The 25030-nt window shown below is 68.9% G+C and carries 24 protein-coding genes; 12 read left to right on the forward strand and 12 right to left on the reverse strand.

The annotated features are described in order from the left end of the window. Window positions 1–6: 6 nt before the first annotated feature. The gene (locus tag ACZ5QD_RS15630) at window positions 7–279 is read right to left on the reverse strand and encodes an RNA-binding S4 domain-containing protein (protein ID WP_006898109.1); all 273 of its coding nucleotides are present in this window, start codon (window positions 277–279) and stop codon (window positions 7–9) included. Here ACZ5QD_RS15630 and lysX point away from each other — a divergent pair. Next, window positions 278–3670: a bifunctional lysylphosphatidylglycerol synthetase/lysine--tRNA ligase LysX gene (gene lysX / locus ACZ5QD_RS15635; protein ID WP_464366924.1), complete on the forward strand. Its 3393-nt coding sequence runs from the start codon at window positions 278–280 to the stop codon at window positions 3668–3670. The two genes, ACZ5QD_RS15630 and lysX, sit on opposite strands and share 2 nt — an antisense overlap. A gap of 72 nt (window positions 3671–3742) precedes the next feature. Here the strand turns inward: lysX and ACZ5QD_RS15640 are convergent, their stop codons facing one another. The 3 genes from ACZ5QD_RS15640 to ACZ5QD_RS15650 all read right to left on the reverse strand — a co-directional run bounded on the left by ACZ5QD_RS15640 (window position 3743) and on the right by ACZ5QD_RS15650 (window position 6127). Then, window positions 3743–4399 carry an ABC transporter ATP-binding protein gene (locus tag ACZ5QD_RS15640; RefSeq protein WP_006898107.1) on the reverse strand — a complete coding sequence of 219 codons (657 nt, stop codon included), beginning with the start codon at window positions 4397–4399 and terminating at the stop codon, window positions 3743–3745. Then, complete coding sequence (locus tag ACZ5QD_RS15645) at window positions 4396–5484, reverse strand: FtsX-like permease family protein (protein ID WP_464367278.1); 1089 nt, start codon at window positions 5482–5484, stop codon at window positions 4396–4398. Before ACZ5QD_RS15645 ends, ACZ5QD_RS15640 begins: the two co-directional genes overlap by 4 nt. Before the next feature lie 70 nt (window positions 5485–5554). After that, window positions 5555–6127, reverse strand: a complete 573-nt coding sequence (locus tag ACZ5QD_RS15650) for a TetR/AcrR family transcriptional regulator (RefSeq protein WP_006898105.1) — start codon at window positions 6125–6127, stop codon at window positions 5555–5557. A gap of 172 nt (window positions 6128–6299) precedes the next feature. Between ACZ5QD_RS15650 and rraA the strand changes: the two genes are divergently transcribed. Together rraA and ACZ5QD_RS15660 are read left to right on the forward strand one after the other, a co-directional pair. Further along, window positions 6300–6788, forward strand: coding sequence for a ribonuclease E activity regulator RraA (rraA, locus tag ACZ5QD_RS15655; protein ID WP_039868113.1), 489 nt, complete (start codon window positions 6300–6302; stop codon window positions 6786–6788). 30 nt (window positions 6789–6818) lie between these two features. After that, on the forward strand, window positions 6819–8372 hold the full coding sequence (locus ACZ5QD_RS15660) for a succinic semialdehyde dehydrogenase (RefSeq protein ID WP_006898103.1): 1554 nt from the start codon (window positions 6819–6821) through the stop codon (window positions 8370–8372). A gap of 30 nt (window positions 8373–8402) precedes the next feature. Here ACZ5QD_RS15660 and ACZ5QD_RS15665 read toward each other — a convergent pair whose 3' ends face one another. Together ACZ5QD_RS15665 and ACZ5QD_RS15670 are read right to left on the reverse strand one after the other, a co-directional pair. Continuing rightward, window positions 8403–9572, reverse strand: coding sequence for an NAD(P)/FAD-dependent oxidoreductase (locus tag ACZ5QD_RS15665; RefSeq protein WP_346077546.1), 1170 nt, complete (start codon window positions 9570–9572; stop codon window positions 8403–8405). 143 nt (window positions 9573–9715) lie between these two features. After that, window positions 9716–10198, reverse strand: coding sequence for an Lrp/AsnC family transcriptional regulator (locus ACZ5QD_RS15670; RefSeq protein ID WP_006898099.1), 483 nt, complete (start codon window positions 10196–10198; stop codon window positions 9716–9718). Between the two features lie 150 nt (window positions 10199–10348). Here ACZ5QD_RS15670 and pdhA point away from each other — a divergent pair, with 150 nt between their 5' ends. Genes pdhA through ACZ5QD_RS15685 form a run of 3 tightly spaced genes read left to right on the forward strand, consistent with a single transcriptional unit; the run spans window position 10349 to window position 13739 of the window. Further along, window positions 10349–11425 carry a pyruvate dehydrogenase (acetyl-transferring) E1 component subunit alpha gene (pdhA, locus tag ACZ5QD_RS15675; protein ID WP_006898098.1) on the forward strand — a complete coding sequence of 359 codons (1077 nt, stop codon included), beginning with the start codon at window positions 10349–10351 and terminating at the stop codon, window positions 11423–11425. After that, entirely contained in the window at window positions 11425–12423 is a 999-nt protein-coding gene (locus ACZ5QD_RS15680; protein WP_006898097.1) for an alpha-ketoacid dehydrogenase subunit beta, read from the forward strand. Before pdhA ends, ACZ5QD_RS15680 begins: the two co-directional genes overlap by 1 nt. Window positions 12424–12443: 20 nt before the next feature. Beyond that, window positions 12444–13739 (forward strand): dihydrolipoamide acetyltransferase family protein, encoded by a 1296-nt coding sequence (locus ACZ5QD_RS15685; RefSeq protein ID WP_006898096.1) that lies wholly within the window; start codon window positions 12444–12446, stop codon window positions 13737–13739. A 32-nt stretch (window positions 13740–13771) separates the two neighbouring features. Here the strand turns inward: ACZ5QD_RS15685 and ACZ5QD_RS15690 are convergent, their stop codons facing one another. Together ACZ5QD_RS15690 and ACZ5QD_RS15695 are read right to left on the reverse strand one after the other, a co-directional pair. Next, window positions 13772–14497 (reverse strand): cutinase family protein, encoded by a 726-nt coding sequence (locus tag ACZ5QD_RS15690; RefSeq protein WP_006898095.1) that lies wholly within the window; start codon window positions 14495–14497, stop codon window positions 13772–13774. 3 nt (window positions 14498–14500) lie between these two features. After that, complete coding sequence (locus ACZ5QD_RS15695) at window positions 14501–15226, reverse strand: DUF6474 family protein (protein WP_039868111.1); 726 nt, start codon at window positions 15224–15226, stop codon at window positions 14501–14503. Window positions 15227–15358: 132 nt separating this feature from the next. Here ACZ5QD_RS15695 and ACZ5QD_RS15700 point away from each other — a divergent pair, with 132 nt between their 5' ends. Then, a complete protein-coding gene (locus tag ACZ5QD_RS15700; protein WP_006898093.1) occupies window positions 15359–17023 on the forward strand; it encodes a TM0106 family RecB-like putative nuclease in 1665 nt (554 codons plus the stop codon). A gap of 46 nt (window positions 17024–17069) precedes the next feature. Here the strand turns inward: ACZ5QD_RS15700 and ACZ5QD_RS15705 are convergent, their stop codons facing one another. Further along, a complete protein-coding gene (locus ACZ5QD_RS15705; RefSeq protein WP_006898092.1) occupies window positions 17070–17831 on the reverse strand; it encodes an SDR family oxidoreductase in 762 nt (253 codons plus the stop codon). A gap of 120 nt (window positions 17832–17951) precedes the next feature. Next, window positions 17952–18680 carry a TMEM165/GDT1 family protein gene (locus ACZ5QD_RS15710; RefSeq protein ID WP_464366925.1) on the reverse strand — a complete coding sequence of 243 codons (729 nt, stop codon included), beginning with the start codon at window positions 18678–18680 and terminating at the stop codon, window positions 17952–17954. A gap of 160 nt (window positions 18681–18840) precedes the next feature. Here ACZ5QD_RS15710 and ACZ5QD_RS15715 point away from each other — a divergent pair, with 160 nt between their 5' ends. The 4 genes from ACZ5QD_RS15715 (at window position 18841) to ACZ5QD_RS15730 (ending at window position 23190) form a co-directional block, all read left to right on the forward strand. Then, a complete protein-coding gene (locus ACZ5QD_RS15715; RefSeq protein WP_045539365.1) occupies window positions 18841–20868 on the forward strand; it encodes an ABC transporter ATP-binding protein in 2028 nt (675 codons plus the stop codon). Further along, window positions 20868–21617: an energy-coupling factor transporter transmembrane component T family protein gene (locus ACZ5QD_RS15720; RefSeq protein ID WP_006898089.1), complete on the forward strand. Its 750-nt coding sequence runs from the start codon at window positions 20868–20870 to the stop codon at window positions 21615–21617. The genes ACZ5QD_RS15715 and ACZ5QD_RS15720 overlap by 1 nt, the downstream gene beginning before the upstream one ends. 71 nt (window positions 21618–21688) lie before the next feature. Then, window positions 21689–22645, forward strand: coding sequence for a helix-turn-helix domain-containing protein (locus tag ACZ5QD_RS15725; RefSeq protein ID WP_045539357.1), 957 nt, complete (start codon window positions 21689–21691; stop codon window positions 22643–22645). Beyond that, the gene (locus ACZ5QD_RS15730) at window positions 22642–23190 is read left to right on the forward strand and encodes a dihydrofolate reductase family protein (protein ID WP_006898087.1); all 549 of its coding nucleotides are present in this window, start codon (window positions 22642–22644) and stop codon (window positions 23188–23190) included. The genes ACZ5QD_RS15725 and ACZ5QD_RS15730 overlap by 4 nt, the downstream gene beginning before the upstream one ends. A gap of 103 nt (window positions 23191–23293) precedes the next feature. On the opposite strand, the gene ACZ5QD_RS15735 is transcribed toward ACZ5QD_RS15730, so the two are convergent. After that, window positions 23294–23923 (reverse strand): superoxide dismutase, encoded by a 630-nt coding sequence (locus ACZ5QD_RS15735; protein WP_045539355.1) that lies wholly within the window; start codon window positions 23921–23923, stop codon window positions 23294–23296. A gap of 123 nt (window positions 23924–24046) precedes the next feature. Continuing rightward, a complete protein-coding gene (locus ACZ5QD_RS15740) occupies window positions 24047–24190 on the reverse strand; it encodes a hypothetical protein (protein WP_156150494.1) in 144 nt (47 codons plus the stop codon). A gap of 117 nt (window positions 24191–24307) precedes the next feature. On the opposite strand from ACZ5QD_RS15740, the gene msrA reads away from it, so the two are divergent. Beyond that, on the forward strand, window positions 24308–25027 hold the full coding sequence (gene msrA, locus ACZ5QD_RS15745) for a peptide-methionine (S)-S-oxide reductase MsrA (RefSeq protein WP_006898085.1): 720 nt from the start codon (window positions 24308–24310) through the stop codon (window positions 25025–25027). The last annotated feature ends 3 nt before the right edge of the window (window positions 25028–25030 follow it).

Genomic DNA, 25030 nt, shown 5'->3' on the forward strand with positions numbered 1-25030 from the left:
AGGAGCTCACGGAGTTGAAACTCGCACGCTGATTCCGCCCAGCTCGACCACGTCGCCGTCGCGCAGCTGACGGCCGCGGCGGATCTCCGGCCGGCCGTTGACCGTGACCAGCCCGTCGGCGATCACCGCCTTGGCGTCGGCCCCGGACTCGATCAGGTTCGCAAGCTTCAGGAACTGCCCGAGTCGGATGTTGTCATCCCGGATTTCGATCTGATCCACTCCTGCATTGTGCCGCGCGTCCTTCTCCGTCGGCCGGGCGCCCGGATAATTTGAAGGCATGCCAGAACTGGAGAACGGATCCCGTGACGCGATGCCGAGTGCGGCGACGCGGGAGGCGAGTCGACACGCGACCGCCAATCGTCGATCGTCCGCGATCGTCCGGCGCATCTCCAATCCCAGCGGCTTCGGCCGGCGGATACCGCGGATCGCGGGGACCGTCGTGGGGTTGCTCGCGACCGTCTCACTGCTGTCGACGCTGATCCCGCCGTTCCGGCATCTGATCCGCATTCCGCGGATGTTCGTCGACGACTACCTGTTCCCCATGCCCAGCACCAGCCTCGCGTGGACGGTGGTTCTGGGGCTGCTCGCGGTGTCGCTGTCGCTGCGCAAACGTGTGGCGTGGTGGATCACGGTCGCCTACTTATCGCTCTACACCGTGCTGAACCTGCTGGTGGTCCTGGTCGCCGCGTCGGACCCGGGCTGGGCGGACGAGTGGCGGCAGTCGGTGAGCGGTCTGATCGTCAACATCGCGCTGATGGTCGTGCTGATCGCGGGCTACCGGCAGTTCAACACCCGTGTCCGGCGCGGCGCCCTCCGGTGGGCGGCGGTGGTGCTGGTCGGCGGACTGGCCGCCGGAACCCTCGCCGGCTGGGCGCTGCTCAGCGTCGCACCCGGTACCGTGGCACCGAACGAACGGCTGCCGTACGCCTTCAACCACGTGGTCGCCTTCGCGACCATCGATGTGAAACCCTTCGCGAATCATCACGCGCCCTGGATGGTGAACTGGCTGCTCGGTCTGTTCGGGGCGCTCGCGCTGATCTGTGCGGCCGTCGTGCTGTTCCGGTCGCAGCGGCTCAGCTCGCTCATGACCGCTGAGGACGAACGCTTGGTGCGTGCGCTTGTGGACGCCTACGGCGACGAGGACTCGCTCGGCTACTTCTCGACGCGGCGCGACAAGGCGGTCGTCTTCTCCCCCGACGGACGTGCGGCGATCACCTATCGAGTGGAGATGTCGACAGCGCTCGCCGGCGGCGATCCCGTGGGCGATCCGGACTCCTGGACCGAGGCCATCGCCGAGTTCTTCGCGCTCTGCGAGACCTATGGGTGGCATCCGGCAGTGCTCGGCGCCAGCACCAGGGGAGCCGAAGTCCTGCACGCTGCCGGCCTCGACGCGATCAACCTCGGCGACGAGGCGATCCTGAACGCGGCCGACTTCAGCCTGTCCGGGCCCACCATGAAGGGTGTGCGGGGGTCGGTGTCGCGGGTTAGACGGCTCGGTGTGACCGTCCGGATGCGGCGCATGAGCGAACTGCCGTGGGCCGAGGTGGAAGGAGTGGTCCGGCGCGCCGACGAATGGCGCGACACCGAGCAGGAGCGCGGCTTCGCGATGGCGCTGGGCCGGGTGGGTGACCCGGCGGACGGCGACGCACTGCTCGTCGAGGCGGTGGAGGCCGAGGGCACCGCCGACGAGAAGGTCATCGGCATGCTGTCGTTCGTTCCCTGGGGCCGCAGCGGTGTCTCGCTGGACCTGATGCGGCGCGACCGCAACGGCCCGAACGGCGTGGTGGAGACAATGGTGTCCGAGCTGGCGCAGAACGCCGAGTCGGTCGGCGTCACGAAGATCTCCCTCAACTTCGCCACCTTCCGAGACGTCTTCGAGCACGGGCCGCAGGTGGGGGCCCGACCGGTGCTGCGGCTGGTGTACGCGGTGCTGAAGTTCTTCTCGAAGTTCTTCCAGATGGAGTCGCTGTACAAGTCGAATGCGAAGTATCAGCCCCGGTGGAAGCCGCGCTACATCTGCTACGAAGACGCCAAGGTGATTCCACGCGTCGCTCTGGCCGCGATGGTCGCCGAGGGATTCGTCCAGCTTCCCGGCAAGCACTGGCGGGCCAGGCACTATCGGAGCGGTGCGTCGTCGGTCCCGGACGGCATCGACGTCGACGAACTGGTCGCCGAACTCGAATCGGAGTCGCGGACCCGAGGGATCGCCGAGGTGCGTCGGCCCGAACAGGTGCGCGTGCGGCTGGACAAGCTGGAGCGGCTGATCGACGACGGAGTGGACCCGTACCCGGTGGCGCAACCGCCCACGCACACCGTGGCCCAGGCCGCGGCCGCACCGCTCGGGACCGTGGTGCGCATCGCCGGAAGGCTCACGCGCAAACGCGATTTCGGTCGAGTCACGTTTGCCGACGTGCACGACCAGAGCGGCGAGATCCAGATCCTCGTTGAGCCCGCGGCGATGGGGGAGCACTCGCTCGACTTCGCTTCCACCGTGGATCTGGGAGACCTCGTCGAGATCACCGGAACCATCGGGACCAGCCGATCGGGCGAGCTGTCGGTGCTCGCGACGCAGTGGCGTCTGAACGGCAAGTGTCTGCACCCGCTTCCGGACAAATGGAGCGGTCTCACCGATCCGGAGGCCCGGGTGCGGCAGCGCTACCTCGACCTGGCGGTCAACGCTCGCAGCCGCGAACTGCTGGCGACCCGCAGCGCCGTGGTCCGCGCCCTCCGCGATCATCTCGCCTCGGAGGGATTCCTGGAGGTGGAGACGCCGATCCTGCAGCAGGTGCACGGAGGGGCGAACGCGACTCCGTTCCGTACGCACATCAACGCCTACGACATGGACCTGTACCTGCGCATCGCCCCCGAACTGTTCCTGAAACGACTGTGCGTGGGAGGCATCGAGAAGGTCTTCGAGATCGGCCGGAACTTCCGCAACGAAGGCGTCGATTTCTCGCACAACCCGGAGTTCACCAGTCTGGAAGCCTATGCGGCACACCATGATTACGAGTCGATGATGACGCTCGCGCGGGAGCTGATCGTCGCAGCGGCCACCGCCGCCAACGGGCGGGCGGTGATCGAGCGCACCGGGGACGCCGGCGTGGAGACGGTCGACATCTCCGGACAGTGGCCGGTGAAGTCCGTCCACGCCGCGGTGTCGGAGGCTGCGGGAGTGCAGATCACTCCGGAGACGGGTGTGGACGAGTTGCGGCACGTGTGCCGCGGGCTCGACATCGCGTTCCGCCCCGACTGGGACGCCGGGCATCTGGTCCTGGAACTGTACGAACACCTGGTGGAGGCACGGACCACGTTCCCGACGTTCTACAAGGACTTCCCGACCTCGACGTCGCCGCTCACCCGCGCGCATCGCCTCGTCGACGGCGTCGCGGAGCGCTGGGATCTGGTGGCCTGGGGTGTGGAACTCGGCACCGCCTACACCGAACTGACGGACCCGGTGGAACAGCGCACGAGGCTCACCGAGCAGTCGATCCTGGCGGCGGGCGGTGACTCGGAGGCGATGGAACTCGACGAGGACTTCCTCACCGCGCTCGAGTACGCGATGCCTCCGACCGGCGGTCTCGGCCTCGGCGTTGACCGCATCGTCATGTTGATCACCGGTCAGTCGATCCGCGAGTCGCTCGCGTTCCCGCTGGCCAAGCCGCACCAATAGACCCCGAAAACTTTGGCTCCCGGAACGGGCTGTGAGACCGGTCCGGGAGCCAAAGTTTTCGAGCGCGTGCGGTCAGACCGCGGCGAGCGACAGCGTGCTGTCTGCCGCGGCCATCACCTCGGGGTCGTGGGTCGCGATGACCGTGATGCAGCCGGACTCGGCGGTCACCTGCTTGATCAGGGCGGTGATGCGGCCGGCCTGGCTGCGGTCCACCGCAGCCGTCGGCTCGTCGATCAGCAGCAGCCGTGGCTCGTGGACCAGGGCGCGTGCGATCGCGACTCGCTGGCGCTGGCCGCCGGAGAGTTCATCGGGCCGCTGCTTCTCGTGTCCGGCCAGCCCCACTTCATCGAGCAGGTGCAGGGCGCGGTCGCGGGCCTGCGACGGTCGGCGTCCGGAGATGACGGCCTGGGCCAGCACCTGGTCGAGAACGGTGAGTCCGGGAAACAGGTTGCCGGACTGGAACACGTAGCCCACCCGGGTGCGCCGCATCCGGTCGCGGGCGCGGACCGACAGGCCCGTGACCTCGGTGTCGTCGAGGGTGACGCTCCCGCTGTCGGGCTGTCGCAGGATGCCGCACACACCGAGAAGGGTGGACTTGCCCGAGCCCGACGGGCCGACGATGGCCGTGGCCTCACCGGCTCGGAAGGTCGCGTCGAATCCGTCGAGGACGGTGAGACGCTCCTCACCCGAGTGGTATTCGACGCGGACGTCGCGGAGGTCGAGGCTCATCGGGATGCTCCCAGCATGGTCAGGGGATCGGCAGAGACCACCCAGCGGAGGGTGACGGCGGAGCCGACGAGCGATGCCGCGATCACCGCCAGCGTGGTCGTCGCCAGGGACGAGAACGAGAGGTCGAAGGGAACGGCGTCGCCGAGCAACAGGCCGAGCAGATACGCGACCGCCGAGCCGATGATGGTGGAGAGCGCGACGACCACCGCGGCCTGGGCGAGTGCGGAACCGATCAGCGACCAGCGAGACACGCCGAGCGCCCGCTGCAACGCGTACACGCCCTGACGCTGCAGCACCCAGACGGCGAAGAACGCGGCGACGATCAGCGGAGCGATCACGTAGAGGAAGGCGAGGATCGAGTTCATGGTGAGCCGCTCGCCGGAGTAGCCGGGAGCCGCGGCGAGCAGGACGCCCTCGCTCTGCGTGGTGGTGCCGCCGAGCGTATCGGGCGGTGTCCCGCCGACGATGACCACGGCGGCGGCGGTTCCCTGCTGGCGCGGGCCCAGACCGGTGGTGCCGTACCGGATGGTCCGCCAGGTGTCGAGCGAGGTGTACGCGGCGGGGACGTGGCCGTACGAGCGGGCCTCGGAGATACCGACCACCCGCAGTCGGACGTCGCTGTTGTCGATCGCGAGCACGTCGCCGATGCCGACGCCGTCGTCGTGCAGCTTCTCGGAGACGACCACTTCGCCGGGTGCCGGCGTCAGTCGATCACCGCTCTCGGTGTCCGGAGCCAGCGGACCGTCCGGATCGACGCCGAAGACCGCGAGGTCGACCATCGTGCCCTTCTGCGTCTCGCCGTGCGACATGGTGACGCCCATCGGCGCCGCCTCGACGCCGGACTGGAATCGCCAGGCGTCCACGTCTTTCGCCGAGATCACGCTCCGGTTGAAGTCGGAGGTTCCGTCGGCGAAGGCCACGGACTGGGCGTTGAGCGCACGCAGCGCCGACACCGTGTCGTTGCCCAGGCCGATCGTGAAGCCCGACACCATTCTGACCAGGGCCGCGACCAGCGCGACCACCAGGCCGATCATCGCGAAGCGGCCCCAGGCCGCTCGCAGTTCACGCAATGCGATGAACACCATCGCTCCCATCTTAGAGACACTATGTCGCGAAGGACGGTACATGATCGCGACAGGGTGTCCCTAACTGGGCTCAGTCGGAGTCGACGATCGCCTCCGCGGCGCCGCACATGAAGTCGATGACCGACTCCGAGTCCTGTTCCGGACCGACCAGGGCGAGTGAGGAGTCCACGAGCGCCCCGACCGCGGCGATGACCAGGTCGGGGTGCGCGGCGCCGGAACGCGCGACCGCCTCGTGCAGCACGGCTGCGATCTGTCCGTGCAGGTCGGAGATCCGCTCACGGGCGGACTCCGACAGACCGGCGTGGGCGAGTGACCGCTGCAGAGCGTGCTCGCCGCCGGCCGCGAGTGTGAGGTTGCTGCGCACGTAGGCGACCACGGCGGCGCGCGGGTCGGCAGCGGCGGCGACGTCCGCGCGGACCTGCGACGCCCACTCCTCGAAGCCTCGCGCGACCACCATGTCCACCAGATCGTCGATCGAGGAGACGTAGCGGTAGATGCTGTTCCGGGCGATGCCCGCCTCGGCGGCGACCGAGGCCGCGGTGAGCCGTTCCCGGCTCAGCAGAATCCGCTCGGTTCCGTCGATCAACGCCGACAGCACTGCCTCGCGGTGCTCGGCGAGCGAGTCGGCACTGATCTTCGGCACGTCGGTCGGCCGCCTTTCCGGAAGTGGAGACTCGGGTCGTACGGATAGAACACGCTACCGCCGCCGCGCGGGCCGCCGAAGCCGGTGCCCGAAGCCGGTGCTCACCGGCTGCGGCAGCTGTGACGTAACCGGGCGTTACAGATAAGAGTCCGCCCGCCTAGAATCGATGGCCATGAGCACGTTGAACTTCACCCCGACCGCCGACCTCGTCGACGAGATCGGCGCCGATGTCCGGAGCTGCGACACCCAGTTCACCCAGTACGGCGGGAACCGTGAGTTCGTCGGTACCGTGACCACGGTCCGGTGCTTCCAGGACAACGCGCTGCTCAAGTCGATCCTGTCGGAGCCCAACCCGGGCGGCGTGCTCGTGATCGACGGCGACGCGTCGGTGCACACCGCGCTCGTCGGGGACATCATCGCCGAACTCGGTCGGTCCAACGGCTGGGTGGGAATCATCGCCAACGGCGCGATCCGCGACGCGAAGACCATCGGCGGCATGGCCATCGGTGTCAAGGCGCTCGGCACCAACCCGCGCAAGTCGACGAAGACCGGTGCGGGCGAACGGGACGTGCCGGTGGAGCTCGGCGGCGTCACCTTCAATCCGGGCGACATCGTCTACTCCGACGACGACGGCATCGTCCTCGTCGCGCCCCAAGCCTGACCGCAGGCCACAGAACTCTAGGAGCACATCATGCCGAAGCCCGCACCCGCATACTTCCAGCGTCTGGCGGCGCTGGCCGCGATCGACAACCCGGCCGACCGCCCGACCCGACCGGTTCTCGAGGCCTACAGCGGCGTCGAGATGGCGACCGTGCCAGTGGGCACCGCCGAGGATCTCGAGTTGGCCGTGGCCCGCGCCCGCGCAGCTCAGAGCGCATGGGGCGATCGTTCGGCCGCCGACCGAGCCAAGGTGATCAACCGCTTCTCCGAGCTGGTCAACGACCACGCCGAGGAGCTCATGGACATCGCGCAGGCCGAGACCGGCAAGGCGCGGATCTATGCGCAGGAAGAGGTCATCGACGTCGCGCTTACCGCCCGCTTCTACGCGCAGCACGGTCCGAAGATGCTTGCCGATCGCAAGGTGCAGGGCATGCTTCCGGGCGCGACCGACACTCGGGTCCGCTACCAGCCCAAGGGCGTCGTCGGCGTCATCAGCCCGTGGAACTACCCGCTGACGCTGGCGGTCTCCGACGCGGTGGCCGCGCTCATCGCGGGCAACGCCGTCGTCATCAAGCCCGACAGCAACACCCCGTACTGCTGCCTCGCGCTGGCTGAACTCCTGTACCAGGCGGGACTCCCGCGCGAGCTGTACGCCGTGGTGCCCGGTCCGGGCTCGGTGGTCGGGCAGGCGATCGTCGCGCAGACCGACTACGTCATGTTCACCGGATCATCGGCCACCGGGTCGACTCTCGCGGCTCAGGCGGGCAAGCGGCTGATCGGTTTCTCGGCCGAGCTCGGTGGAAAGAATCCGCTGATCATCACCCGCAACGCCGATGTCGACCGGGCCGTCGCCGGTGCCGCCCGCGCGTGCTACTCGAACTCCGGGCAGCTGTGCATCTCGATCGAGCGGATCTACGTCGATCGGGCCATCGCCGACGAGTTCTCGGAGAAGTTCGCCGAGCACGTCAAGGGCATGAACCTGGCGGGCACCTATGACTTCAGCGCCGACATGGGCTCGCTCGCCTCGGCACAGCAGGTCGACACCGTCGACGCGCACGTCACCGACGCCGTCGCCAAGGGCGCCAAGGTGCTCGCCGGCGGACGCAAGCGCGCCGACCTGGGCCCGTTCTTCTACGAGCCGACCGTGCTCGCCGGCGTCACAGAACAGATGACCTGCTACGCGGACGAGACCTTCGGCCCGCTGGTGTCGATCTACCCGGTCGACTCCACCGACGAGGCGATCAAGCGCGCCAACGACACCGAGTACGGTCTCAACGCCAGCGTCTTCGCGGGCAGCAACGACGAAGCGCAGAAGATCGCCGAGCAGATCCACGCGGGCACGGTCAACATCAACGAGGGCTACGCCGCCGCATGGGGTTCCACGGCAGCTCCGATGGGCGGCATGGGCATCTCGGGCATGGGACGCCGACACGGTGAGGAGGGGCTGCTCAAGTACACCGAGCCGCAGACCATCGCCACCCAGCGGTTCATCGGTCTCGACGGCATCCGCGGGATCCCGCAGAGCCTGTACTTGAAGCTGACCCCGCAGATCATCAAGTCGCTCAAGTACCTGCCCGGCCGGTAAGCGAGGGTTCGAGGCCCGGTCGCCTGACCCTCAGGCGGCCAGGGCCGATCGGCCGGGGGCCAGGGACGCCGCCGTGATGCCGAAGTCGGCGAGGTCGGCGGGCAGATCGCCGGTGAGTGCCAGCGACGCTCCGGCGCGCGCGAGCGCCGGAGCCATCTGGATTCCGTAGCCGCCCTGGCCTGCGAACCAGAAGAGGCCGTCGACCGCGGGATCGGGTCCGACCACCGGCGTGCGGTCGGCGGTGAAGCTGCGGAGGCCGGCCCACGACGTCGAGACGCTGCGCACGGCCAGCAGCGTCGCCTCGTTGAGCCGTTCGATCGCGCGGGCGATCTCCAGATCGTCCGGTTTGGCGTCCGAGGGCGGCTGCGGTGTCTCCTCCGCGGGGGAACACAAGAAGCCTGCGCCGTCGGGTTTGAAGTAGAAGTCCTCGTTCGCCGACATCGTCATGGTGCGGCGCGCCGCGATGGAGCGGGCAGGGGTCTCCCGCGGGTCGGGAACCATGAACGCGGTCCGGCGGAGCGGAGCGATGCCGATCGGGGCGGCGCCGAACATGCCCGCGACTTCGTCGCACCACGCCCCCGCCGCGTTGACCACGGTGCGGGCGCGCAGTTCGTCGCCGGCCGCATCGCGCAGCACCCAGGACGACCGCTCGCGGCGGGCTTCGACGATGCCCGCCGACTTGAGCACGGTGCCGCCCCGGCGCCGGAGACCGCGCAGAAAGCCCTGGTGCAGGCCGTGAACGTCGAGTTCCAGCGAACCGTAGTCGACCATCGCGAGGTCGGTGTAACCCGACCGGAGCATCGGATTCAGCTGTTCCGCCGCGTTCCCGTCGACCAGCTCGATGGTCTGGCTGCGCGGACTCACCGTCTCGTACAGGGCGCGAAGTCCGTCGACCTCGGTCTCCTCGGCGACGATCAACAACGGCAGTTCGGCCACCAGCGGGCCGTCGACGATGTCGGGCGGCGCGACGAAGAAGTCGCGGCTGGCCCGGGTGAGCGCACGCACGGTGGCGTTGCCGTAGCTCTCCAGGAAGGTCGCGGCCGAACGGCCGGTGGTGTGGTAGGCCAGCGTCGATTCACGTTCGACGAGGGCGACCGATCGGTGGGCGGCCAGTTCGTACGCGATCGAGACGCCGGCGATTCCGCCGCCGACGACGATTGTGTCGAAGTCGGCGGCGGTGATCGAAGCGGTGTTGTCCATGGGGCTTCCCCTCGGCAGGTCGAAGAGGCGAGATGTGTCCTCCCCTCCGAGGGTAGGCACGAGATGTGATCCACGTCTTGGTCATCAGCACGAATCGGTAGGCCGCCGATCGGTGAGATCCACAAACCGACCAGTCGGAGAGGTCAGTCGGGCGGACGTCCGCCGGCGAGGCGCTCGATCAGCGGAAGGGTCCGATACCCGATCGCCTCGTGCATCACCACCGATACCGTCGTCCGTTCCACTCCCGGAACGGCCAGCACATGTCCGGCGATCCGGTAGAGATCGTCGGCGTCGGCGGCGACCACCAGCAGCTGCAGATCGGCGATGCCGGAGACGCCTACGGCTTCGAGTACTTCGGGAATCCCGTCGAGCGAGTCCAGCACCTGCTCCAGGCGATGCTGGTCGACCACCACGGCGATATAGGCGCGCAGGGGGAAGCCGAGGTCGCGCGGATGCACGCGACGGTCGAAAGGGGCCAGCACGCCTTCGGTCTCCCACCGCCCGATCCGCGCCTGGACGGTGTTGCGCGCCATGTCGACCAGTCCCGCCAACTGCACGCCGGTGGCGCGCGGGAACTCGCACAGAGCACGGAGAATCTTCGCGTCGGTTCGGTCCAGCCTGGCCATAGCGCACAGTATCGCTCGTCGAACGGTGCTGATGTTGGGCATTCTGATCAATTTCCCCGATGGACCTTGCGCAGGCTGCAATCTACTGAGACGGTGGCCACACGGACCAGGAAGCGTGCGATCCACGCGGACGTCCCGAAGGAGGCAGTCGTGTCCGACATCGACGAAATCGTTCAACTCGTCACCATCACCGGCGAGCGGCACATCCATCCCGACTTCTCGACCTACGTCGACGACATCGACATGGCCGAACTGCGGAGACTCTACGAGGACATGGTCGTCGTCCGACGCATCGACGCCGAGGCCACGGCGCTGCAACGCCAGGGGCAGCTCGGTCTGTGGGCGCCGCTGCTCGGGCAGGAGGCCGCTCAGATCGGTTCGGCCCGAGCGCTCGACGCCGAGGACTTCGTCTTCCCGAGCTACCGAGAACACGGCGTCGCCTACTGCCGCGGCGTGGCGCTCGAGGAGATGATGCCGTTCTGGCGCGGCACGTCACTGTCCGGCTGGGATCCGCACGAGCACAACATCGCGACTCCGGCGATCATCATCGGGGCGCAGACCCTGCACGCCGCGGGCTACGGGATGGGACTGAACCTCGAGGGTGCGGGCAGCGCGGTCATCACCTACTTCGGCGACGGCGCCACCAGCCAGGGCGATGTCTCGGAGGCGATGGGCTTCGCGGCGAGCTTCGCCGCGCCGGTGGTCTTCTTCTGCCAGAACAACCAGTGGGCCATCTCCGAGCCGGTGACCCTGCAGAGCAAGACGCCGATCGTCAACCGCGGCCGCGGCTACGGGATGCCGACCGTGCGGGTGGACGGAAACGACGTGCTGGCCGTGCTGGCGGTCACCCGGGCGGCTCTGGAACTGGCGCGAGAGGGCGGCGGCCCCACCTTCATCGAAGCGGTCACCTACCGCCGCGGACCGCACACCACGTCCGACGATCCCACCCGCTACCGCACCGCGGCCGATGATGCCGAGTGGATCCGGCGCGACCCGATCGAGCGCATCCGCCTGCTGCTCGAGGCCGCGGGTGCGCTGTCGGACGAGGACGCGAAGCTGATCGGTGAGCACGCCGACGCCGCGGCCGCCGAACTCCGGCGGGGATGCCTCGCGCTGGACGACCCGCCTGCGCTGTCGGTCTTCGACGACGTGTACGCCGAACCGCACCCGCTGATCGACGCCGAACGGCGCGAGTACGCCGCCTACCTCGACACCCTGGAGGCATGATGACCGCCGCGGCGCCCGCCCCGACTCCACTTGGGAAGGCCGTTACCGCGGGTCTGCGAAAGGCGCTCGCCGACGATCCGAAGGTCGTCCTGATGGGCGAGGACATCGGTCGCCTCGGCGGGGTCTTCCGCATCACCGACGGATTGCAGGAGGAGTTCGGGACCGGCCGGGTCATCGACACCCCGCTCGCCGAGTCCGGCATCATCGGTACAGCGGTCGGGCTCGCCTTCCGCGGCTACCGCCCGGTGTGCGAGATCCAGTTCGACGGCTTCATCTATCCGGGGTTCGATCAGATCGTGTCGCAGGTGGCCAAACTGCACTACCGGACTGCGGGCCATGTCTCGATGCCCATCACCATCCGGGTCCCCTTCGGCGGCGGCATCGGCGCGGTGGAACATCACTCCGAGTCGCCCGAGGGCTACTTCGCGGCGACCGCCGGTCTGCGGGTGGTGACCTGCAGCAACGCGGCAGACGCCTACACGATGATCCAGCAGGCGATCGCCTCAGACGATCCGGTGCTGTTCTTCGAGCCCAAACGGCGCTACTGGGAGAAGGGCGAGACGGACTACCCGGCTCTGGACGCCGATCCGTATCCCCTCCACAAGGCGCGCGTCGCACGTCCCGGCGAGGATGTCACGCTGGTGGCCTACGGGCCGCTGGTCACCACCGCGCTGCAGGCGGCCGCCGTCGCAGAGGACGAGGGACGGTCCGTCGAGGTGGTCGATCTGCGATCGATCTCGCCCCTCGACACGGACACGCTCTCGGCCTCGGTCCGGCGCACCGGCCGGCTGGTGATCGCGCATGAGGCGCCGGTCTTCATGGGCGTCGGCGCCGAGATCGCCGCCCGCGTGATGTCGGAGTGCTTCTACCATCTGGAGGCACCGATCCAGCGGGTCGGCGGGTTCGCGACCCCCTATCCGCCGGCGAAACTCGAACGTCACTTCCTGCCCGACGTCGACCGCATCCTCGCCGCCGTCGACGCGGTACTCCTCGACTGACTCCTGCGGAAGGACCCGGCATGTCCGTCATCTCGACCTTCGATCTGCCCGACCTCGGTGAGGGGCTCACCGACGCCGAACTGGTGCGCTGGGAGGTGACGGTCGGTGACACCGTGGAACTCAACCAGGTGATCGCCGAGGTGGAGACCGCGAAGGCCGCCGTCGAACTGCCGTCGCCGTATGCGGGCACCGTGGTGAAGCTGCACGTCCAGGAGGGGGAGACCGTCGACGTCGGCAGCCCGTTCATCGACATCCGGGTCGCCGGCGACGAGGCGGATGCGCCGGAGGCCGATGCCGCCGAGCCGCAGGCACCCGAACCCGTGCTCGTCGGGTACGGCGTCGCGGCGGAGAGCGGCACCCGGAGGCGGCGGAAGCCCGCGCCCGCCTCCGACGCGCGCGACACCGTCGGGGCGGTCGGCGACAGCGCTCCGGAACGACCGCTCGCCGCTCCACCCGTCCGCAAACTCGCGCGCGAACACGGCGTGGACCTGACGGACGTGCGGCCGACCGGACGCTCGGGCGAAGTGACTCGAGCCGACCTCGACCGGCATCTGACCGCGGTGAAGGCCGGTGCGGTCGACGAGGCAGCGCCGACCGCGGCGGGGGCCGCCGGGCCGGACGAGGAGCGCACCGCGATCCGCGGCGTCCGGCGCCGCACCGCCGAGGCGATGGTGGCGAGCGCGTTCACGGCTCCGCACGTCACCGAGTTCGTGGACGTGGACGTGACGGCGATGACCGAACTCGTCGACGACCTCGCCGCTCACCGACGCTTCTCCGGAGTACGGCTGACACCTCTCGCACTCGTCGCGAAGGCGGCGCTGGTGGCGCTGCGCGGCAACCCGTCGCTCAACTCGACGTGGGACGAGGACGCGCAGGAGATCGTCACCAAGCACTATGTGAACCTCGGGATCGCGGCGGCCACGCCCCGCGGACTGCTGGTCCCCAACATCAAGAACGCCCACACGATGAGCCTGCTGGAACTCGCTCGGGCGCTGGGCGAACTGACGACCGTCGCGAAGGCCGGTGCGACGCCGCCCGCCGACCTGCTCGGCGGCACGTTCTCGATCACCAACGTGGGCGTCTTCGGCGTCGACTCGGGTACGCCGATCATCAACCCGGGTGAGGCGGCGATCCTCTGCTTCGGCGCGGTCCGTCCTCGACCCTGGGAATGGCAGGGTGAGATCGCGTTGCGGCAGGTGACGACCCTCAGCCTCTCCTTCGACCATCGGCTCGTCGACGGCGAGCAGGGCTCGGTCTTCCTGGCGACGGTCGCCGACGCGCTCTCGGACCCGCTGTCGCTGATCGCCCTGAGCTGAGCGGGGTACCGGGCCGGGGCTCGCGGGTCGCGCTACAGGTGCCGGGCGACGTAATCGGCGGCCTGATCGGCCATGCCGTTCACCGAGTACAGCAGGTGCAGCGCGTTCGGGCCGCCGAGCGGTGCGCCGTTGCAGATCGTGTCGCCCTGGATGCAGTACTCGACGGTCCGGTTCCGGTAGACCGCCTGCGGCTGGACCGGGGGAGCGCCTGCCTCGCGGAGGAAGCGCGCCGACGGCGGTGCGAACTCCACTACGGCGGCGATGTGGGGCGCGACGGCCGCGGGCAGGGGTTCGGGCACGTATGTGCGGTACTGCTGATAGCGATCGGGGACCCGGTAGGCCGAACTGATCGCGTATCCGGCGAGTGCGCCGCCCTGCGAGTAGCCACCGATGACGATCCGCGTGTCCGGGCACGCGGCGGCGATCGACTTCACCCGCCGCTGCGCGGTCTTGACTCCGTCGACGAAGGTGCGCGCGAACGCGAGCCGGTCGGTGAAGTTGCCGCTCGCGGCGTAGTCGACGGCTTCGATGCGGACAGACTTACCGGGCAACCGGTTCCTGACGGCGTTGCCGAACGCGATCCCGGTGACGCCCAGCGGGGGAGCCTCCTCGACGGTGCCGCGCGCGAACAGGACGTGCACGTCGACGCACCGCGGTGCCGCGGTCGAGGGGGCGCGGCCGAGGGTCGCGCCGCCGGTCAGCAGACCGGCGGCCGCAACGATCAGGCAGGACAGCAGCGCGAGTACCCGGCGCGTCACGGCTCAGCCCGCCTGGACCGGATGGACGTTGAGCCGCGCCAGCAGATCGTTGTCGATCGCCGTCAACTCGTTGTCGATGGCGCGCTGGGCGTTCTTGCGCTGCTGAGCGGGCATGGTGTCGGCGGCATCGGCAGCGACCTGGAGGTTGTCCAGGCGGCTGGACATCGCCGAGACGAAGGCCTTGCCCTCGGCCGACTGCTCGAGCGCCGCGACCTCGTCCGCGGTGGCGCGACAGGCCGCGATGCGCGCCCGCAGCGATGCGCTGGGGCCGCCGTACTGGGTCAGGAGCGCCGGCGACACGCCCGCTCGGCGGGCCTGGACGGCGGTCACCTGGCTGCGGGCGCCGACCGCGGCCCGATACGCGATCGGAACCACGATCGGGGCCGCCATCCGGGCCACCGCGAGGTACCGCTTCATCTTCGCCGGCGTGAAGAACGCCGCGGCGGCGTCGGCCTTCGCCTGTTCGGCTATCGCCTTGGCCTCGGCGGCCGCCGCCTTCTGCTGGGCCTTGCCGGTGGCCTTGACCGTTTTGCGATCCTGTTTCTGCGCCCGCTTGTGGAACTTGTGCTCATCCTTGAGCCGACGCTTCTGCGCCTTGCGGCTCGCGCGGGACTCGGCCTCCGCCTGGACCTCGGCGCGCTTGCGGATCGCCTTCTCCTCCGCCTTGCGAACCTTCGCATCGGCCTTGCGCTGAGCCCTCTTCGAGCTCATAGATGAGAGCAGTCCCATGGCGACCTTCCCGTCGGATACCCGACACCTGCGATCAGTTGTCTCCAGCTTTGCATAGTCTCTGTGGGTAATGAACAACTCGGCCCCCGTGGCCGTGTTGCCGCTCGGAAACGGAAAGTCGAGGCCGATCACGTGGGATCTGCGATTCTCGGTGCGCGGAATCTCACGGGTTGCGAGCACCGGCTGGCGCTCGACTCCGCGGCTGCCGCGGACGGTGTCGCGAAGCCGGAGACCGCCGAGGCGAATCGACGGATCGAGGCAGCTCAGGCGCATCGACGTCACGTGCTCGATCTGATCCGCGGGTTCTGGAGCGACCGTCCGGAGGGAACGGTGGTCGTGGTGGAGGCGGCCGATCACCGAGACCGGGTGGCGGCGACCCGTGCGGCGATGGACCGCGGGGCGCAGTGGATTCTCCAGGCCGCACTGCCGACCGACGTGGAGCGCGGCCGTCGCGGTCACGCCGAGGCGCTGCTGCGGCATGGGGAGGGCTATCTCCCGATCATCGTCGTCAACCACCGTGTCACGACGACGATCGCCGAACCCCGCGAGGGCGAGGTGCCGACGTTGCGGACCAGTCCGTTGTTCGGCTGGCATCCCGAGCCGGATGCGACGCGGTCGTTCCGCAGCCGGCGCGGCGACGTGATGCGGCTGGCGCAGATCGCGGCGATGCTCGACGACCTCGGACGGCTGCACGCCCCGCGGGAGGAGGCGCTCGGCGGACTGATCGGTCTCGACGCCGACTGCATCGTCGTGGTCCCGCTCGGCGAATCGGCCCACGACTACGACGAGACCTTCGATCGCCGCCGGGCGATCGCCGCGGGGGACATCGCGACCTCGCCCCGACGGGTGAGCGAGTGCCGCAGTTGTCACTGGTGGCCGCGATGCGAGGCCGAACTCACCGAGAAACGTGACGTGAGTCTGGTGGTCGGCGGGAACCAGGGGCAGATTCTCCGCGACATCGGGGTCGTCACCATCGATCAGCTCGCCGATTATCGCGGCGCGGAGCCGGCCGAGTGGGTGGGTGCGGTGCGCTTCGACGACACCGTCGTGTCCGCGAAGTGCTGGGTCCGCGACATCCCGCTGGTCCGGCGGCACGACCGCCCGCGCGTCCAGCGGGCCGATGTCGAGGTCGACGTAGACATGGAGAGCTATTCCGAGCGCGGTGCGTACATGTGGGGCACACTCCTGACCGACAACACCGATCCGGCGCGGCCGGTGGCCTATCGTCCGTTCGTCACGTGGGATCCGCTGCCCACGCGCGACGAGGGGCGGTCGTTCGCGCAGTTCTGGGCGTGGCTGACAGCCGAACGCGATGCGGCGCGTGCCGCAGGCAAGACCTTCGCCGCCTACTGCTATTCGCAGCATGCCGAGAACCGGTGGCTGCGCGGCAGCGCCGACCGGTTCGCCGACATGCCGGGTGTTCCGTCGCGGACCGCGGTGGACGCCTTCATCGCATCCCGCGAGTGGGTGGACGTGTTCGAGGCCGTCAACGACAACTTCGTGTGCCCGAAGGGCAAGGGACTCAAGCGCATCGCTCCGGTGGCCGGATTCAACTGGCGCGACGACGAGGCGGGCGGCGAGGCGTCGATGGAGTGGTACGCCGCCGCGGTGGGTCTGGACGGCGCGGTGCGCGACGAGAGTCAGCGCGAGCGTCTGCTTCAGTACAACGAGGACGACGTCCGCGCCACCAAGGTGCTCCGCGAATGGATCGACTCGGACGAAGTGCTCGAGCTTCCGCTGGCCGCCGATCTGTTGGCCGAGAACGCCGGCGGCGGCGTTCTGCCCGGCGGGCGGTGACGGGCCGGCGTTCACCGGCCGGCCCGCCACCGCTGCGCGAGGTCCTCTAGCGCGGAGCCATGCGCAGTGCGCCGTCCATGCGGATGGTCTCGCCGTTGAGGTAGTCGTGGGAGACGATGAACGCCGCGAGGTCGGCGTACTCCGAAGGCTCGCCGAGACGCTGCGGGAACGGGATGCCCGCCTCGAGCGTCTTCTTGAACTCGTCGGTGACGCCGGCGAGCATCGGGGTGTTGATGGTGCCCGGGGCGATGGTGCACACGCGGACGCCGGCTCGAGCGAGGTCGCGGGCGGCGGAGATCGTCATGGCATGCACGGCACCCTTCGAGGCCGTGTAGGCGATCTGCCCGATCTGGCCCTCGAAGGCCGCGACCGACGCGGTGTTGACGATGACGCCGCGAGCGCCGTCGTCGGTGACCGCGGACTCATGCTGCATCCGGTTGGCGGCCAGGCGCATCACGTTGAACGTGCCGACGAGGTTGATGTCGATGACCTTGCGGAAGAGCTCCAGATCGTGCGGGCCCTCCTTGCCGAGGATGCGTGACGCCCAGCCCACGCCCGCGCAGTTGACCGCCGCGCGCAAGGGCAGACCGGCTTCGGCGATCTGATCGATGACGGCCTGGACCTCGGATTCGCTGGTGACGTCGGCGGCCACCAACTGCACGCCCGGGACGGACTCCGCCTTCTCGATCGACTGCGGCAGGTCGATGCCGAAGACGGTCGCTCCCTGCTCGGCGAACCGACGTGCCGTGGCGGCACCCAGGCCGGATGCGGCGCCGGTGACGATGACTGCGGAACCTGTGACGTCCATGGACGAATTCCTTTCAGGCGGGTGCGGCCCGCACCGGACCGGGCACCGTGACGGATTGATCGGCCACAACCCCGAGCGCTCGCTCGGTAGGGCCGATGCAATAGTACCCGCAAGCCTCTCTCAGTACAGTTCGCGGATCCGGTCGGCTTCGGCGACGTCGTGTTCGGCGACCTGCGAGCGCGCCTGCCTGCGCCGATGCGTCACCCGGATCCAGAACACACCCGCGACGACGATCAGGACCGCGGCCGGGACCGCGACGGCCACGAGGACTCCGGAAGCACCCGACAGACCCTCGACCAGCAGCCAGACGGCGAATCCGAAGAACAGGACCGCCGCGCCCACCGCGATGGCGCGCTCGGGGAGATGCCTGCCGAGCAGTCGGCCGACGACGATCGCGAGCGCGTCGGCGGCGACCATGCCGACCGTCGAGCCGATCCACACGCCCACCCAGTCGTGATCGGTGGCGAGCGTGATGGTGGCGAGCATCGTCTTGTCGCCGAGTTCGGCCAGCATGAACGAGCTCATCACGGCCAGGAACACCGATGCACCGACCCGTCGCGCCCGGGCGGACTCCGCTTCGTCGAGCTCGTCGCCCCGCAACGTCCAGAGTCCGAAGACCAGCATCGACAGTCCGGCCAGCACCGACATGATGTCGGACGGTATCGACAGGCCCAGGAAATGACCGAAGAAGACCGAGACGGCGTGGACGAGGGTGGTCGCGGTCAGGATCGCGGCCAGTACCACCCACCAGCGGTATCGGAGAGCGTAAGTCATCGCCATGAGCTGAGACTTGTCGCCCAGCTCGGCGACGAAGATGATGCCCGAGCTGAGCATCAGAGCGGCGAACATATCGCCAGGTTAGGGCGGCCTATCTGCCGTACGCAACAGATCGTCGGCCTGGAAAATCGCTGGTAGGGAGCCCAAAAGGGGTGATTCGGGTACCCGTACCGACCCGCCCCGGGAGCCCTGAGCGTCGGTGTCCGGCACCCCGACCGGGCACAATGGACAGGTGGTCAGCAAAGCAATCGACGTCCCGGCGACGCCGACAGGGGGCCTGCGTGCCCGTGAGATCGCGGCCATCGCGATCTTCAGTGGTCTGACGGTGGTGCCCGCCGTCATCGTCTCCGTGGTGCCGTTGGCGGCGGCGCTCGGGTTCATGACACCGGTGCCGGTCGCGCTGCTCGCGGCGCGCACCCGCCCGCGGGCGGTCCTGGCGGCGATCGTCACGACGGTGGCGGTGACCTTCGTGGTCGCCGGGCTGGGGCCCGCCTTCGCGGTGCTCGTCTCGGCGGTGATGGGCGGATTGATCGGCGAGGTGCATCGGCGCGGCGGGCGGATGCCCGCCATGGCGCTGATGTCGCTGCTGGCCTCGCCGATCCTCGCCGGGGTGTCGGTACTGCTGATGTGGGTACTGGTGCCGCTGCGCAAACTGGCACTCGAAGTCCTCGACAACGTGCTGACCGGAATCGCGAAGACCGCGCGCGCGATCAGACTCGACGCCGTCGGCGACGCGATGGACGCGCTCTCGCGCAATGTGGTCGACAACTGGTGGCTGTGGATGTGGATTCCCGGCGTGATCGGAACGCTGGTGACGCTGCTGATCGCCGGGTGGCTGCTGGGCAAGGTGCTCGACCGCCTCGACGAGGTGCCGCTGGAGGACACCCTGGAGATCGCCGGGATCGCCGACGGCGATCGCCCCGTGGAGCCCCTTCCGCTGCGCATGGCCGGGGTCGGCTACACCTATCCGGGGTCGGACCGGCAGGTGCTCCACAACATCGACCTCTCGCTGATCAGCGGTGAGTTCGTGGCTGTCGTCGGCGCAAACGGTTCGGGGAAGTCGACGCTCGCCAAGCTCTTGGCCGGCGTGGATCCGACCATCGGTATCGTCGACCGCCCGGGTGCGCCCGGCCTCGGCCGAGAGGGCGGAACGGCACTCGTCCTGCAGCGGCCCGAAGCACAGATGCTCGGTGCGCGGGTCGCGGACGACCTCGTGTGGGGACTGCCCGACGACGCGGAGGTCGACGTCGACGGACTGCTCGCGGAAGTGGGTCTCGCCGGACTCGGCGACCGCGAGACCACCGATCTGTCCGGCGGTCAGCAGCAGCGACTGGCGGTGGCCGCCGCGCTCGCGCGCAGCCCGCAGCTGCTCATCGCCGACGAGGTGACGTCGATGGTCGACCCGGTCGGGCGCGCCGAGTTGATCGAGATCCTCGCTGAACTCCCGCGCCGCCGGGCGATCACCGTCGTGCTGATCACCCACCGCGACTCCGAGGCCCGCGCCGCAGACCGCGTGATCCACCTCGAGGCGGGCCGGGTGGTGGAGCACCATCCGGAGTGGATGCGGCCGGAGGCGATCAGCCCCCCGCTACCGCAACGGCACGACGAGCACGGGCAGGCGCTGCTCGTGGTCCGCGATCTGGCGCACACCTATCTGCCCGGATCGCCGTGGGAGGTCACCGCGCTGAAATCGGTGAACTTCCAGGTCAATTCCGGTGACGGTGTCCTCATCGTCGGCGGCAACGGCTCCGGGAAGTCGACCCTCGCCTGGATCCTCGCCGGACTGATCACCCCCACCCGCGGCTCGGTGCTGCTCGGCGGTGAGCCGACGGCGGAGCGGGTGGGCGACGTGGGACTCGGCTTCCAGCACGCGCGACTGCAATTGCAGAAGACGACGGTCGCCGACGAGATCATGGCGGTGGGCGGTCTCGAAGTCGGTACCGCCGAGGTCGGGCATGTGCTCGACCTGGTCGCGTTGCCGAGGGAGATCGCCGCGCGGCGGGTAGACGCCCTCTCCGGAGGTCAGATGCGCCGCGTGGTGCTCGCCTCCCTGATCGCCTCGGGGCCGGAACTCCTGGTGCTCGACGAGCCGCTGGCCGGACTCGACCCGCAGGCGCGCGAGGAGGTCCTCGCCGTCCTCGCCGGACTGCGGGAGAAGGGCGCGACCATCATCATCATCTCGCACGATCTGGAGTCGCTCGATCGGGTGTGCAACCGTCGGATCGAACTGGTCGACGGCGTGCTGGAAGGCGGTCTGTGATGCAGATTCCGATGCTGCGCGAGATCCCCGGCGATTCGCCGGTGCACCGGCTGTGGGCCGGCAGCAAGCTGATCATCATCTTCGTCCTGGGGCTCATGACGTGGGTCCTTCCCTCCTGGCCCGGGCTCGGCTTCGTCGCGATCTGCCTGATCGCCTTCGTGCTGATCGCCAAGATCCCGCTCGGCGCGCTGCCGCGGCCGCCGTGGTGGTTCTGGGCGCTGATGGCGGCGACGGTGGTGTGGTCGTGGATCGCCCGCGGCAGCGACGGCGGCATCACGGCGTTGCGCGGGGTTCTCCTCGGCCTGCTGGTGGTGTCGATGTCGGTGCTCGTGATCTGGACGACTCCGATGGCCGAATTGGCGCCGGCGCTGGCGCGCCTGATGTCGCCGCTGCGGATCCTCCGGCTTCCCGTCGACGAATGGGCCGTCACCATCGCCCTGGCGCTCCGCGGCCTTCCGCTGCTCGTGGAGGAGATCCGGCTCCTGTGGGCCGCGCACCGACTGCGACCGCGGTCGAGTTCGGACTCCGGACACCCTTCGGCGGAGCTGTCGGTGCTCGACATCATCGTGGCCGCGATGTCGTCGGCCATGCGGCGCAGTTCGGAGATGGCCGAGGCCATCACCGCGCGCGGCGGCACCGGGCGGCTGACCGCGTATCCGTCCCGTCCCGGCCGCATCGATGCGCTGGTGCTCGGGGTGTTCGCGGTGGCGTGTGCGGCCGCGGTCACGGTGAGCGTGATCTACCTGTAGTCAGCGGCGGCCCGTCGAACACAGCAAGAACGGTCAAGCGTCCGGCCGAGCGCCCCGGGGATACTCGGTGCATGAGCGAACCGAGGCCCGATCCGCTGCGCATGCTCCTCGACGCGGTTCTCGACGACGCGAACGACGATCTCGATGCGATGGCGGGCGAGGCGTACACCTCGCAGTTCCACTTCGCGCGGCAGGTGCGGCAGGGAAGTGGCGAGTCGCCGGTGGCGCTGCGGCGCAGAGTGACCCTGGAACGAGCCGCGTGGCAACTGCAGCGCGGCGCCTCGGTGACCGAGACGGCCTTCGCCAACGGCTACGAATCGGTGGAGGGGTTCAGCCGGGCCTTCGCCCGCGCGTACGGACACCCCCCGACGGCTCTGCCGCCCGCCGATCGATCCGGCCACTGGCTGCCGGCCCCGAACGGCATCCACTTCCATTCGCCGACCGCGCTCTACGTGGACGCCGGCGACAGCCGCACGGCAGGCTCCGGACCGGCCGGGGACGTCGTCGAGATCATGTCCAGGCACGACGTCGCGGACATCGGTGTGCTGATCGACGCCGTCGCGCAACTCGGCGACGACGAGTACACGCGGCGCAGGCTGCCCGGGAGCCGTCCGCGTTCTTGGGACGGGCCGGACGAATCACTGTCGGAGGTGATGTGGCATCTCGTGGTCAGCAAGCAGCCGTGGCTGGCGACGATTGCCGGCGAACAGATGCCCGACCTCACACCGGTCCGCGAGATCGGGGCGCTGAGGGACCGGCACGCCGATGTCTCCGCGCGCTGGCTCGCCACCGTCCGCGACATCGATCGTCGCGACGCGTGGTCGGACCGAGTGGTCGATGCGCTGTGTGTACCGCCCGAGTCCTTTCTGCTGGGCCAGATCGTGGCTCATGAACTGACGTTCTCGGCACACCGTCGGCTGCTGGTGCGATGGATGCTCCGCGACGCGGGCGTCGACGTCGACGTTCCGGCCCTCGACCCCGACCCGATCGTCTGGCACCGACGCCACACCGGAGGAGGAACCCCATGACCGACTACACGTACTACACCGCTTCCACACTCGATGGATTCCTCGCTGATCCGGACGATTCGCTCGACTGGTTGCTGTCGCAGCCGATCGACGAGGACGGTCCGTTCTCGATCGCCGACCTGATGGCGGCGACCGGCGTGATCGTGATGGGCGCGACCACTTACGAGTGGGTGCTCGAGCACACGCCCGACGAGCCGTGGCCCTATCCGGATCAGCAGACCTTCGTCTTCAGTCACCGCGAACTGCCCCTGGTGCATCCCACGGTGAGAGTGATCTCCGGAAGCCCTGCCGAGCACCGCGAACTCCTGGAGACCGCGGCCGGTGAACTCGGCGTGTGGGTGGTCGGCGGCGGCGGCCTCGCCGCCGCCTTCGCCGCGGACGGGATGCTCGACGAGATGGTGGTCTGCTACGCCCCGGTCGCGCTGGGAGCGGGGCGGCCGCTGTTCACCCGGCCCTTCGACTTCGAATTGCTCGAGACCGCCCGGAACAAGGCCTTCGTGATCGCGCGCTATCGCGTGGTGGGGGCCAGGGGCCCGTCGCAGTGACAGTCGGACCGGTCCCTTCCGGGCCGGCCCCTCCCGAGACGCAGAGCGGCCCGGCACCTTTCGGTGCCGGGCCGCCGTGCCGGGTATGTCGCCGGGCCCAGTGTCAGGCCGGGACGATGAGGCCCGCGCCCTGGGTGCGGGCGCGATCGAAGCGCTCGCCGGCGTCGGCCCAGTTCACAACGTTCCACCAAGCCTTGACGTAGTCCGGCTTGACGTTCTGGTAGTCGAGATAGAAGGCGTGCTCCCACATGTCGAGCATGACGACCGGGATGAGGGCGGCGGAGGTGTTGCCGCTCTGGTCGGTCAGCTGCTCGATGACCAGACGCTGTCCGATGGTGTCCCAGCCGAGGATGGCCCAGCCGCTGCCCTGCAGGGTGGTGGCCGCCGCGGTGAAGTGGGCCTGGAACTTGTCGAAGCTGCCGAAATCGTTGGCGATCGCGTCGGCGAGGTCGCCGACGGGCTTGTCGCCGCCGTTGGGCGACAGGTTCTTCCAGAAGATCGAGTGGTTGGTGTGGCCACCGAGATGGAACGAGAGGTTGGCCGACAGTCCGTAGACCTTGCCGGCGATGGTGCCGTCTTCGCGCGCCTCGGCCAGCTTCTCCAGAGCGGTGTTGGCACCGTTCACGTAGGTCTGGTGGTGCTTGCTGTGGTGGAGCTCCATGATCTTGCCGGAGATGTGCGGCTCCAGGGCGCCATAGTCGTAGTCCAGCTCAGGCAGAGTGTATTCAGCCACGATGGTCCTCTCTGTGGAAAGTGTGAAAGATCCGTACCCGGGTCTGGTTTCTACATTTCCGTAGACCGAGACGCTTTGCAACAGAGGGCGGCCGACTGCGCGAAACCCGCCGACCGCCCGGGCTCAGATGAGCACGACGAGCACGATCGCCACGATGATCGCCGCGATGGTGGCCGCGGTCGCGGCGCACTGCTGTCCGATGTGCAGGTCGAGACGTGAAGTGTCCTCCGCGGGCCGATCGAGTGCTGACCGTGCCTGTCCCGCCATCGTTGAGCCTCCCCGACTGTTGGACGTGATGTGCCTCACACCAGACTTCCTGGGTACCAGACGCTACTCGGGATCGACGGCCCCGACAACCGTCCGGATCGACGTACGCTGGAATGCATGAGCCTCTTCGATCGGATTCTGGCCGCAGCCGACGTCAAACGCGTGATGGTGGCTCGCGACGACGCACTTCCCGGCCGTCGGGCGCCGATGCCGATACCGGCGGAGCATCGGGTGCTGCATCGGCCGCTGCGTGGGGCGGCCGACGAGAACGGAGAGTTCGCTCCGGCGGGTATCGGCGACTGGGGCCCGGACCTGCGCGCCGTGGTGTTGGCCGGCGGATGCTTCTGGGGGTTCGAGGAGATCTTCTGGCAGCTGCCCGGAGTCCACACCACCGCCGTCGGGTACGCGGGCGGCTACACGCCGAATCCCACGTATGAGGAGGTGTGCACCGCACAGACCGGCCACACCGAGTCGGTGCTTGTGGTCTACGACCCGGAGGTGCTGACCTTCCAGAAGATCCTCGAGGTCTTCTTCACCTCGCACGACCCCACCCAGGAGATGCGGCAGGGCAACGACATCGGCACTCAGTACCGGTCGGCCGTCTTCACCTTCGACGAGGCCGAGGCCGACCAGGCCGCGGCCGCCGCACGCCGGTTCGAACCGGTCCTCGCCGCTGCCGGCTACGGTCCGGTGACCAGCCAGATCTCGCTGATGTCGGAGGCCGGCGACGGGATGTTCTACTACGCCGAGGACTACCACCAGCAGTATCTGTTCACGAACCCCAACGGATACCGCTGCCATGCCACCACGGGCCTGGAGTTCCCGGCGGCAGGCTGACTC

It is taken from the genome of Gordonia sp. J1A (assembly GCF_055393515.1).